At 58.0% G+C, this 12,083-nt stretch carries 10 protein-coding genes and 1 tRNA gene; 5 read left to right on the forward strand and 6 right to left on the reverse strand.

The annotated features are described in order from the left end of the window. Positions 1-26: 26 nt before the first annotated feature. A complete protein-coding gene (gene fabG, locus VL197_17820; protein ID HUJ19850.1) occupies positions 27-761 on the reverse strand; it encodes a 3-oxoacyl-ACP reductase FabG in 735 nt (244 codons plus the stop codon). A 217-nt stretch (positions 762-978) separates the two neighbouring features. Further along, positions 979-1,554 (reverse strand): flavodoxin family protein, encoded by a 576-nt coding sequence (locus VL197_17825; GenBank protein ID HUJ19851.1) that lies wholly within the window; start codon positions 1,552-1,554, stop codon positions 979-981. Positions 1,555-1,814: 260 nt separating this feature from the next. Here VL197_17825 and VL197_17830 point away from each other — a divergent pair, with 260 nt between their 5' ends. The 4 genes from VL197_17830 (at position 1,815) to VL197_17845 (ending at position 7,455) form a co-directional block, all read left to right on the forward strand. Next, positions 1,815-2,498, forward strand: a complete 684-nt coding sequence (locus tag VL197_17830; GenBank protein ID HUJ19852.1) for an ABC transporter ATP-binding protein — start codon at positions 1,815-1,817, stop codon at positions 2,496-2,498. A gap of 118 nt (positions 2,499-2,616) precedes the next feature. After that, positions 2,617-5,208: an FtsX-like permease family protein gene (locus tag VL197_17835; GenBank protein ID HUJ19853.1), complete on the forward strand. Its 2,592-nt coding sequence runs from the start codon at positions 2,617-2,619 to the stop codon at positions 5,206-5,208. Next, positions 5,201-5,995, forward strand: coding sequence for an outer membrane lipoprotein-sorting protein (locus VL197_17840; protein HUJ19854.1), 795 nt, complete (start codon positions 5,201-5,203; stop codon positions 5,993-5,995). Before VL197_17835 ends, VL197_17840 begins: the two co-directional genes overlap by 8 nt. Positions 5,996-6,213: 218 nt before the next feature. Continuing rightward, a complete protein-coding gene (locus VL197_17845) occupies positions 6,214-7,455 on the forward strand; it encodes a DUF1302 family protein (protein HUJ19855.1) in 1,242 nt (413 codons plus the stop codon). A 44-nt stretch (positions 7,456-7,499) separates the two neighbouring features. Here the strand turns inward: VL197_17845 and VL197_17850 are convergent, their stop codons facing one another. The 4 genes from VL197_17850 to VL197_17865 all read right to left on the reverse strand — a co-directional run bounded on the left by VL197_17850 (position 7,500) and on the right by VL197_17865 (position 11,893). After that, positions 7,500-8,657: an HD domain-containing phosphohydrolase gene (locus VL197_17850; protein ID HUJ19856.1), complete on the reverse strand. Its 1,158-nt coding sequence runs from the start codon at positions 8,655-8,657 to the stop codon at positions 7,500-7,502. A gap of 42 nt (positions 8,658-8,699) precedes the next feature. After that, on the reverse strand, positions 8,700-11,009 hold the full coding sequence (locus VL197_17855) for a HEAT repeat domain-containing protein (protein HUJ19857.1): 2,310 nt from the start codon (positions 11,007-11,009) through the stop codon (positions 8,700-8,702). 277 nt (positions 11,010-11,286) lie between these two features. Then, the gene (locus tag VL197_17860; protein HUJ19858.1) at positions 11,287-11,430 is read right to left on the reverse strand and encodes a hypothetical protein; all 144 of its coding nucleotides are present in this window, start codon (positions 11,428-11,430) and stop codon (positions 11,287-11,289) included. A gap of 43 nt (positions 11,431-11,473) precedes the next feature. Further along, positions 11,474-11,893, reverse strand: coding sequence for a hypothetical protein (locus tag VL197_17865; GenBank protein ID HUJ19859.1), 420 nt, complete (start codon positions 11,891-11,893; stop codon positions 11,474-11,476). 114 nt (positions 11,894-12,007) lie between these two features. Here VL197_17865 and VL197_17870 point away from each other — a divergent pair. Continuing rightward, positions 12,008-12,083 (forward strand) — tRNA-Ala (locus VL197_17870).

The following is a 12,083-nucleotide window of genomic DNA, read 5'->3' on the forward strand; positions in this document are numbered from 1 at the left end:
TCTCAAAGAGCCGAACATCCCGATGGTCACATTGCCAGCCCGCCGTTGATGCCGATCACCTGGCCATGGATGTACAGATGTTCCTCCGCACACAGGAAGTTTACGACGGAGGCTACATCATCCGCCGTTCCCACCCTGTTCAGGGGAATGAGCGGCAGCACCTGGTTCCGGGGGATTTTTTCAGTCATGTCCGTCTCGATGAAGCCGGGCGCAACGACATTGACCAGGATGTTCTTCCTGCCCACCTCGCGAGCGAGCGCTTTGGCTGCTCCGATCAGACCCGCCTTGGACGCCGAATAGTTCACTTGCCCCGCCTGTCCGATCTGGCCGGAGGTTGATGACACCACAACGATGCGTCCGCGCTTTGCCTTCAGCATCGCAAACACGACCGGGCGGGTCACATTGAAAAAGCCGTCGAGATTCGTTGAAAGAACCGATCGCCATTCGTCCTTCGTCATCCACATGAGAAGGTTGTCCCGTGAGATGCCCGAGTTGTAGACCAGCACGTGGGGTGGAGTTATTTCGACGAGCCCGGCCAGAGCCGCTTCTGTCTCTTCAAAGCTGGAAACATCGAATGAAAGGGTATCGCACGTCCTGCCGAGCGCCTCGATCTCTGTTTTCACGCTCCGTGCGGCCTCATGGTTCCCTTTATACGTCAGCCAGAGATCGAACCCGGACTGCGCAAGGCGCACTGCAATAGCGCGACCGATACCCCTGCTGCCGCCGACGACAAGCGCTCTTTTTTGATTAATGTCCATCATGAAGATTCTAACGCAGTCGCCCTGAGGTAAATGCTTAATATAATAGGATTATTTAGCGCGGACGAGCTCATAACGAAGTCACAAATTGTACACTATCGTTCCATCCCCTGTCAAGAGCTTTTGCCGGATCAGAGGTCTCATTTTGAATGATTCTTACTCGAATTTTCAGGCCCCATGCCGCATTGAACCTTCTTCAAACGACTGCACTTCCAGCCCCTTAGCCCCGGACCTTTTTCAGCAGCCATGCCATGTTCTTTCCGAGGTTCTTCATCGTTTGGATGCCCTCGGCATCGTTGCTCACCTCGCCCGGCTGACGCCCGATTCCCAGGTTCCAGTAGCTCGAACCGGGGACGATCATACCGCTGATCGTAAAGAAATAATTGAGGGTGTTAAAGACATGGATAGCTCCTGCCCTGCGCACGGCGACGACCGCGGCCCCCACTTTGCGATTGTACATCTCGGGATTAGCCCTCCCCACCATGCCGCACCGTTCGATCAGGGCCTTCATCCCTGCCGATACGTCGGCAAAGTACGTGGGAGACCCCAGCAAGATACCATCAGCCTCATCCATCTTCTGGAGGCATTCGTTGATGACGTCCTTTTCGACCGAACAGCGCTTGTTCTTTTTCTCGAAGCATTTCATGCACGCGATGCAGCCCTGGACCGGCTTTCCAGCGAGACTGTACAGTTCCGTCGTAATCCCCTCGGCCTTCAATTCATCCAGTACCAGGTTCAGGAGTATCGCCGTATTGCCGTCCTTGCGGGCACTCCCGTTGAATGCAACGACCTTCATCGTAATAATCCTCCTGCTTTCTTTAATTTATGCCCGTTATGCAAAGGAAGCCGGTACCCGCTTGTGCACCACCAACCGTCCCCCGTCCGTCCATTGAGCTTGACAAGGTTCAGCGTGAATAAACATCCCGTGGCATCCTTATACCACATATCATCCCTGTTGGAAACGGTATTCTTCTGCTTTTCCAGGCCGCTCTTTTCAAGGGATGCCCTTTACAACATACGGAGGTGAGATTACAATAGATAGCAACGAGGTGCCCCATGATTGAATTGAAGCATGTCGGCAGGGTTTATAAACGCGGAGCAAAGGAGATCCATGCCCTGCAGCGGGTCACGCTGAGCATCGGGAAAGGCGAGTTCCTGGGCATCATGGGACCGTCGGGGTCCGGGAAAAGCACGCTCCTGAACCTCATCGGCGGCCTGGACCAGCCCACCTCGGGCGAGATCTTCATCGAAGGCCGTCCGCTGCACGGCGTGTCGGATGACGAGCTCACGCTGATCCGGCGCAGGAAGGTCGGTTTTATTTTCCAATTCTTCAATCTCCTGCCGATCCTGACCGCTGCCGAAAACGTCAGCCTCCCGCTCCTGCTTGAGGGGATCCCCTATGCCGACGTGAAGCCTAAGGCTCTTTCCCTGCTAGCCAAAGTTGGACTCGCCGAACGTACCGAGCACCGACCCGAAGAGCTTTCGGGCGGTGAAATGCAGCGGGTCGCCATCGCGCGCGCCCTTGTCACAAGCCCGGCCGTGCTGCTCGCCGATGAACCGACGGGGAACCTGGACTCGCGGACGAGCGAGGATATCTTCGGGCTGCTGGGCGGATTGCACGCCGAGGGCCAGACCATCGTCATGGTCACGCATGATCCGAGAGCCGCGTCGCGCGGAACCAGGATCATCATGCTGAAGGACGGCAGCATCGCCGAGGACAGTGCGAAGGAGCGAGCATAAAGCAAGTTAAGCGCGAAGTCGCAAGGAGCGCAAAGATCGAGGAAGAAGCTGTTCTGAAGGGATCAACCTCTTTCTTTCCGTCCTTGGCGCCTTGTCAAGTCAAGGGGTTTTGTCGACTATGAATCTCTTCAACCTGCTCAAACACATCAGCGTCAGGCGAATTCGCCTCCAGAAGGTCCATGCGCTCATGACGATGGCCGGCATCTGCCTCGGCGTGGCGGCGATCGTTTCCATCGGCATCGTGAACAAGAGCGTCATGCAGTCCTTCGAGGACTCTATCACTCGGGTAACGGGCAGGGCAGCGCTCCAGATCACCGGCCCGGCCTCCGGCTTCCCCGAGGGACTGCTGGAGCGCGTGCAGAACGTGCCGGGCGTGGAGTACGCAGTGCCCGTGATCGATACCCAGGGCATCCTTATCGGCGCAAAAGAGAGCTCTATCGCCATCCTCGGCGTCGATGTGCTGCAGGACAGCAACATCCGTGATTATCACCTCTCCGAGGAGAGCGCGGACATTCCCGACCCGCTCCTCTTCCTTGCCAGGCCCGACTCCATTCTGCTCACCAAGGAGCTCGCCGGGCGGGAAGGCATTGCGATCGACCAGAAGATCCGCGTCGAGACCGTCCAGGGCATCAGGACCTTCCAGGTCCGCGGTCTCCTGAACCCTGAAGGCCCTGCGAAAGCCATGGGGGGCAATATCGCGATCATGGACTACCCCGCCGCCCAGATGGCCTTCGGGAAGGAGGGCCGCATCGACCGGATTGACGTGAGCCTGCTCCGTGGGGAAGAGTTCGAGAGCGTGCGCCGTCGGATCGAGAAGGCGATTCCCGCGGGATATAGCATCGTGACGCCGGAGGGCAGAACGAAACAGGTGGCTCTGCTTATTTCGCACTTCCAGAAGAACATCAATCTCATCAGTTTTATCGCCGTCTTCGTCGGCATGTACCTCATTTACAACGCCGTCTCGATCGCGGTGGTCCAGCGCCGAAAGGAAATCGGCATCCTCCGTGCGCTGGGCACTACGAGACGACAGATCATCGCGCTGTTCCTGGGCGAAACCCTGGCCATGGCCGTGGTGGCATCCGGACTCGGCCTGGCCGTCGGCATCCTGTTCGCGAAAGCGGCCATCGGGGCCGTCGGGCAGACCGTTTCCGAGCTCTATCTGCGCACGTCCATCCAGCAGATTACCGTCTCCCCGCCCGATCTTGCCATCGGCTTCCTCTCCGGCATTGCAGCCAGCCTCGCCGCCGCGTTCTTCCCGTCCCTGGCGAGCGCCCGTATAACGCCGGTCTCCGCCATTCGCTCCGTGCCCTATTCCGAGGAAGGCCTCCTCTCGGGTAATCGGCTCAGGATCGCGGCGGTGCTGTTTGTCGCCTTCGCATTATTCCTGCTCGTTCTCTACAAAGCCTTCGCCGACTCACTCCTCCTCCACAACACCGTCGCCATGTTCTCCGCCACGATCTTCCTCCTCCTCGGAATATCGCTCGCGACCCCCTCGGTCCTCGAGGGATTTCTCGGCTTCTTCCACCGGGCGCTTTCGCCGTACATCGGCGCCGCCGCCAAACTGGCGGGCCTGAACCTTCAGAAGAACATCACCCGGAATGCGGTCGCGGCGGCAGCGATCTTTTACGGCATCTCCGTGTTCGTCAGCTCCGCGGGCATCATCTACAGCGCCAAGCAGTCGGTGCTCGAGTGGATCGATTCCTACGTGCGCGGCGACATTATCGTCACGTCCGGCCATCCCATCGCGTCCACGGGCTCGCAGAACATCCCCATGCCCGTGGACCTGTGGAAGGACATCGAGAAGGTCCCCGGCGTGCTGTCGGCCGACCCCTTCCGCAAGATCTACATCGACTACCGGGGCAGGCGCCTCCTGCTCCTGACTCTGGACATCGATCGCAGAATGCTGTACAGCCCCTTTAAAGTGACCCAGGGGAGACGGGAGGACATGGTGCGCCTCCTGCCGAACCGGAACGCTATCGCGGTAAATGAGACCGTAGCGGCTCAGGAGCGCCTCAAACCCGGGGACACGATGGTCCTTCCGACGCCGGAGGGGCCGGTCGCTTTCACCGTGGCGGTCGTCAACGTGGACTACAGTTCGGATTCCGGCTCGATCCTGATGGATATGCACACATACCGGAAATACTGGAAGGAATATCTTGCCGATTCTTTTTCGGTACGGGTGAAGCCGGACGCCCACGTCAACACCGTGCGCGACGAGATCGCGAAAAGGTTCGGCAACGACCGGAAGCTCTTTGTGCTCCCGGCGCGGGAATTCAAGCTTGAGATCCGAAAGCTCATTGACCGCGGCTTCGCCGTGAACCACGCCATCAACATCGTTACCATGCTGATCGCATGCCTCGGGATCATCGTCACGCTACTCGCGTCGGTGCTGGAACGAACCCGCGAGATCGGCATCCTGCGCTCCATCGGCATGTTGAGGAGCCAGGTCTCCCGGGTCGTTGTGATCGAATCCATGGTCCTCGGCCTTATCGGCGGGGTGCTCGGCGCAGGCGCCGGCATTGCTATCGGCTGGATGAGCCTCGAGGGGTTCCTGAAAAGCGACTACGGCGCGAGCATGCAGTACCACGTCGATCCCGCTTCGCTCTTGTGGGCTCTGGGCATCTCGACGACACTTGCGGGACTCGCAGGAATCTACCCGGCGCGCCGGGCGGCGAAGACGAACATCGTGGAGGCGCTGACCTATGAATGATCAAATTTCAAAATATATCTGTCTTCTGTCCTCTGTCATCTGTCTTCTAGTATTTGGATTTACCTCACCTTCCTTCGCCCTCTCTGGCCGCGAGGTCTATGAAAGGGTACACGAAATCCGTTCGAAAGCCCTCGACCGGAAGACCGAGGCGACCATGGTTCTGTTCGACAAGGGAGGCGGCAAACGCACGAGGACGCTGATCGAATACAGCAAAAAGGCCGTTCCGGAGGCATACAAGGTCCTCGTGGTGTTCACGGCCCCGCCAGACCTCAAGAACGTCGGGTTCCTGATCCATGCGCACACCTTCGCGGATCGAGACCTGTGGGCCTATTTCCCGGAATACAAGCGCGTCCGCAGGATCGCGTCGAGTTCGCAGGATGACTCGTTCTTCGGGTCTGATTTCTCCTATGACGATTTCGGCGGACCGCCGAATCTGGACGACTACAGGTTCAGTATCCTGAGAGAAGAGGTCGTGGAAGGTAAGTCCTGCTACGTCGTCGAGGTGACGCCGAAAATCCGCAGGAAATATACGCGATACATTGGGTGGGTCGCGAAAGACCTGTGGATCCATCTTAAGGTCGAGTATTACCAGGACAAGGACATCTACCGGTCCGGAGACTTCTCTGACGTCAGGATCATCGAAGGCATCCCGACGCCGTTCAAGCTGAACATGGAAAACAGGAAGTCCGGCCACCGGACCGAGCTGACGATCCAGAAAATCCAGTATAACACACACTTTCCCGATGATCTCTTTTCGCAACGGTCGCTGGAACGCGCAGGGAAGTAGATTTGTATCGTGCCGCGACACGCTTGAATATTAATATCTGATATCCGGTCCCTATAAATATGCCGACACTATTGTCATCTCCAGCCAAGAGCTGGCATAGATCATTTTATTTCCTGTTCACAATCTTTCTCACCTCTTCCTCGTCGTTCGCCGATGACGCTCTTTCCCTTTCCGGCAATCTGGACCTTCGCGGGGTGCAGGAGCTCAATAGCGACAGTGTGAAAGAAGATCCGAGCCTGATGGGGCGGATCAAGGCCGACTCTGCGGGTGCGCCATGGCGATTTCATGCATGGCTCGAAGGAGGCTGGGACGGGAGCGTCAAGAGGCCTGCTCAGGATGACAGGCTCTTCAAGAACTACGATCAGGTCTACCAGAGCAACACGCCCTACCTGGAGTTCAAGGAGCTCTTCGTAACGCATTCTTCAGGCGAGCTTGATATTCGGGCCGGCATCCAGCGCTTTGCCTGGGGCAGGCTCGATGAGTATCCGCCGAATGACCTGCTCAACCCCTGGGACTATTCGCAGTTCCTGATAAAACCGCTCGAAGACCGGAAGGTCGGCGCTCCCTCGGTTTCAGCCGCCCTGGCGCTGGGAGACTGGTCCTTTGAAACGGTATGGGTCCCTCTCCTGGTCCCCTTTCGCCTGCCCCTGCCCGATGAACGGTGGTCCGGAGTACCGCTTGCCTCGGTCATCCAGCAGTCGTATCCGAACGCACTGATCACTCCGGAAGAGCCGCTCCTTCCCGCGCGTACTGCCCAGAACGGGAATATCGGACTGCGCATGAAACACGCCGGAGACTTCGAATGGGCACTGGACCTGTATCATGGCTGGGACCCTCGGCCCGTGTTCAGGACCACGACACTCGTGGTCTCGCCTGTGGGCGGAAGCGTCGTGATCGACCCTGGATACGTTCCCGACTTCCACAGGATTACATCGATCGGCGTGGACGCAGCCGCTGTCAGGGGCGACTGGAGCCTCCGGCTGGAAACCGCCTATTCCCTGAACCGGTACCGTAATATCCGCCAGGAGCTTTGGGGCTATCCTTCGACGATCACGCCGGGCATATTTCCGCTGAATCCATCCATCGAGCAGAAGCATGATGCGCTCGACTATGGCATCGGCGCGGATTACCGGCTGTTCGAAGACGGCCTGTTGACCGTGCAGGCCCAGCAGACGATCCTGTCCGGGAATGTGGACTTGCTCTACGAGAGGAAAGTCGAGACGCTGCTCTGGGCGAACCTTAAGGCGGGATTCATGAACCAGAAGATCCTGACGAACATGAACATCGCCTACAATCCCGAGCACGGCGATCACATGTTCAGGGCAAATGGATGGTATGTATTCTCTGATGCGTGGAAGGCGGGCGCCACCTACGTTGCGCTCACCGGACCCGGACAGTCATTGTTCGGCCGCTACGCACGGAACGACCAAGTGGAAGCGGAGATAAGCTACGCCTGGTGACGGCCTTCCGGTAAACCTGCTGTTCAGAATACCTCGACATATCTTTATGCGGCCGGATACTTGATGAGCCTCAGAAAATGATCGACCAGCTCCGGGTTGAAGGATACGCCGCTTCCTTTCTTCAGGACTTCGACGACCTTCTCGATCGGAATATCCCCTTGATAGGAGCGCTTGCTGCGCATGGCGTCGAACACGTCGGCGACTGTGATCATCTGGCTCGTGATGTTCGGCCGCCAGCCGCCCTTGATGGAAGGGTAGCCCGAACCGTCGAATTTCAGGTGATGTTCCAGCGCCGACAGGACGGCCAGCTTGGGGATCCCGTCGATCCCCATGAGATAGCGCGCGCCCTTGATAGAATGCGTCTCGATGATCTTCCGCTCATCATCCGTCAGTTTCCCCGGCTTATTCAGGATCTCGTCTGGTACGAATATCTTCCCCACGTCATGCAGCAGCGAAGCCACGCCGATCTGATGGAGGCTGCCGCCGGTGAACCCCAGGCTCTGGGCCTGGCTCATGGTAAGGATGCACACGTTGGTGACATGAGTAAAGGTATATTCGTGAACCGACTTGAGCCTGGCCAGCAGGCTGAGCGGATTGATCTCCTGACGGAAGCCGTTGATGAAGTTCTTCACCATGTCGTCAACGCCGCGGATGTCGATCTTCTTGTGCTTCTTGATCCTGACGTAAAGCGCCTTCAGCTCGTCCAACTCCGCTGCCGTGAGCGCGATCAACTCCTGCATCGCAGCCTCAGGCGCATCGTCCGCACCGTGTGCTGTGGACTGGCCATCCTTTTTCACCCGCAGCTCAACCTTGCCGAGCTTGATGAACGGCGTCGAGCGGACCGACAGGGAATCCGGCGAAGCGAGATCGCGGATCAGCGACTGGAGTTCTGATCTCGGGAGACCGGCGACAAAGGTCAGCCGTTCGATAGCTTTTTTCTTCAGGATCTTGATGAATGGCGAAGCAAAGGAGGCACTCCCTCCTTTGGCGAGCGGCCTGTTCTGTGCGATCAGGTCGTCGCCGATCAGCAGCACCGTGACCTCCGGTTCAAACTTCAGGATCTCTTCAAGAACGGCATAGGCCTTGTCTATATACTGCGCCACCTGCGGGTGGGCGGGCGAATACAAGCTCGTATTCGTGACCGCCGCTGTCAGCTGGGAGAGCACCCGTGACAGCCCCTCGTGGAGATCATGGTCGGTCATGAAGGTCTCCCTGATCCGTACGTTGCGATCCGCATCGGTCCCTCACGTCCTGTCCGCCAGTTTTCTGCATGCCTTCCGGATCTTATCGCTGTTCAACTGTTCACCGATCCTGATGAGGTTGTTGATGGTCTCTCTCGGATACCTGCCCAGCGATTCAAATAGGATCTCCTTCATCCAGAGCAGGCTCTGCGGATGGAGCGACCAGTTCGCGCGCGCGAGTTTTTCCAGGTCAGGAACGGCCCGTGGATCACCGATCTCACCGAGCGCCTTGATGATCTCCGCGTTGACCGTATAATCCGCATCAAAGAGGATGACCCGCTTGATCCGTGCGAGGACATCTTCCGTCACTTCTGAGACGCGGTACAGGCCCGCCAGGGAAACCGCCTTTGATGCGATATCGACGTCATCGGACCGGATTGCCTCCCGCAGCAGTTTCACCGAGTCCGGGGCCTTGAACTTGAGGAGTGTGCTCAATGCCTCCATACGAACAAAAAGGTCCTGGTGCTTCAGCAGGGGCCGAACCTGCGGGACGGAAGCCGGCGTGCCCGCCCGGCGGATGAATATCAGGAGATTGATCACGTAATAGGACCGCGGGTCGCGCAATCGCTTCTGCGCTTCACGCACGGCCGTCTCGCCGAAAAGACAGAGCAGGTTAAAAAGAACGCGTTTTCCGCCATGGGATTCATCTCTGCTGAAGATGTCCATCAGTCCCGGGATGGTGTCGGGACCGAGGGCCATGATCAGGCCTGCTGCCTCCTGTCCCTTGTCCCGCATCCAGACCTCGAACGCATGCAGTGCCTTTTCAATGAAGGTGGGATCGGTGAATATCCTGCGGGCCTCTTCGGCCGCTTCCCTGATGGCTTTAACCGGCTTGTCGGTCGTGTGGCGCCTGAGGGTCTCGGATATGTCCCAGAGGAGCTCGAAATTGCCCGTTTCCAGGAACCCGGGCACAATGGCGGTCAGTTTCTTTACGAATTCCCGGTAATCATCCTCTTCGAGATTCTCGTCAAGGAACGCGATGAGCGCCCGTCCGATCTGGGAGTCGAGCCGCGAATCATCGAGCGATTTCAGATGCTCTTCCAGCGGGAAGGATGCTGCCGCACCCGTCACCGGCTGTTTTACCTGATCCAGCATTGCCTGATATGCGTCGGGCACGTACTCTTCGTAATGTTCCCGCTCAAAGAGCTTCTCCATCTCCTCCGGAAGGATCTCAGGGTCAGCGGAGCTTCGCGTGCTCCGCATCGCTCCTGCTGATCCGGCAGGGCCCGCTGCGGCGCCATCCGGCCGCGTGCCAGCGAGCTGACCGATGATTCCCGTCAGCGTTGGTGATATCTGGCGTCCCTCCGCGTTCGCCTGGGTCAGCATTTCGACCACCGCGTCATCGGCAAAACCGCCGATAATATCCCCCGCCGCGGGGAGCGACGCGTTTTCGGATACGCGCTGGAACGCCACGGACAGGAACTGTTTTCTCAGGTCCGGGTTCAGTTCCCGTATCAGGGTGTTCAAGCCTTCCAGCGTCTTTGACTGCTCATGAGTAAGCTGTTTGCGCTCTGCATTGCTTCTGATATGCGACGTGATGATCCGGTCGTAGCTCTGGACCGCGGCGCCCGGGTCCAGCTTGCGCTCATTCAGCAGGCGGGCCAGCTCCACGGGGTCTATTCGCTCCGCCTGACTGAGGGACGCGCCTTCGCCCTGTGCGGCCAGCGTGTTGTCGGAAAGATGGGCAACAAAATCCTGCCACACATCGGAGCCCTTTTCACCGCCGGCCTGCTTCCGGGGGCTCACGATCTCCTGCTCGTCCGTGACGTGGAAACTGCCGTAGTCGATGGCCGTCACGCCCACATGCGCTATGGACGATTCCTCCATCACCTTCTTGATGCCGCCGCGGGCCCGGATATCGTCGGGCTTCGCGGACAGGACCTGGTGGAAACGGACCAGTTCCTCGCGCGAAAGTCCCCGCGAGAAGGTCACCGCCGCAATCCCCTGCTGGTTCAGCGACAGGGCAAAATCGCGGTAGACCGGGTTCTTCCGGTCCAGATAGTCCTTCCCGATAAGCAGGGTGTCCTTGGCCACGCCGAAGGTCATCTCGGGCCTGATTTCGAACAGCCGCATCAGGATCTCGAAGGCATTGTCTATGCTCCTCGTGATCTGTGCGTGTCCGGGCGGGTAGATGGCCACGTTCTTGCGCGAGATGTTCAGTTCGATCACGGCATCCGAAAGAAGACGGGTATCGAGCGGCACCTCGGGGACAGGTGCGGCAGAAGATTCGTTTTCGGGTTGATCGGTTTTCCTGTCTTCGGGCATGGGTAGATTATAACTGGGAAGCCACAATTTTTCACTGTTTTTCAGCATGCCTTCAGCGGCCCAGGCCTAATTCCATCCGGGGATACCCTTATTTTGCAAGAATAAATTCGCAAAGTCAGGTTCTCCCCGGCCCCGGCATCACATCTGTTTGTCCGATATATTATATGCATAGGTGAACTGAATCAGCCAGCCCTGCCGGGCATCCGGGAAAGGTCGAGATGATCTTCAGAATCATCAACCAGGAGCGGGAGGTCGGCGCCGTTGAGGTGCCTCCGGGAATACTCTATCATTCCCGTGAATTTGACGATGACGGCAGGAACGCTGATTACGCTACGAGACCCCCACGAACCAGAACCACACCAACATTCAGCCCGACCTTCAGGAACGAGCCGCCCGCTACGCGGACCGGAGAACCGGCGACGGGTACATCGAACTTCTCGCGCAGATGCTCGTGCGCTCGCATGACCACTGCATCTCCGGTTTGGTGCACTGAGCTTGACGCAAGGAACGTTTCAGCGTTCCGAATCCCCTTCCTTTTTTCGATTCAATCTGAGGATCAACCACAGCAGAAAGAGAAGAAGAAGCATCAAGAGCAGCGGGTTCAGCGACAGGGTGTTTTCTTCCTGCACGACGGTAACATAACGGTATTCGGTGACGGTTTGTTCTGTCCGGGGAGCATCGCTCACGACCGGGGCGGTTGCAGTCGCCGGACTCTTTTCATCCTGTTCCTGCCTCGGTATGGCGGTCTTTTTCCTGCTGACCCGAATCGGCTTCCCGTCCTTGTCATGGAGATGATATTCCGAGTAATAGAGCCCCCACTCTTCGCAGTCCTTCAGGCACTTGTGACCGCCGAACCTGTCCGTTTTCCCGGGATGCGCGAGAGCCGTCGCAGCCAGCACAAACACCGAAGCGAGAACGATGAGTTTTTTCATGGACCGAGTGTAGCTGACGTCCGTCATCGTGTCAACAGCGCTTCGCGGCCCCTTTCCGGTATTTTTTCTTGACAAGAATAATTCGTGATGTTACATTAACAGCCTTAAAGACGTGGGGCTGTAGCTCAGCTGGGAGAGCACAAGGCTGGCAGTCTTGGGGTCAGGGGTTCGATCCCCCTCAGCTCCACCA

The organism is Nitrospirota bacterium (assembly GCA_035516965.1).
Taxonomy (GTDB): Bacteria; Nitrospirota; UBA9217; order UBA9217; family UBA9217; genus MHEA01.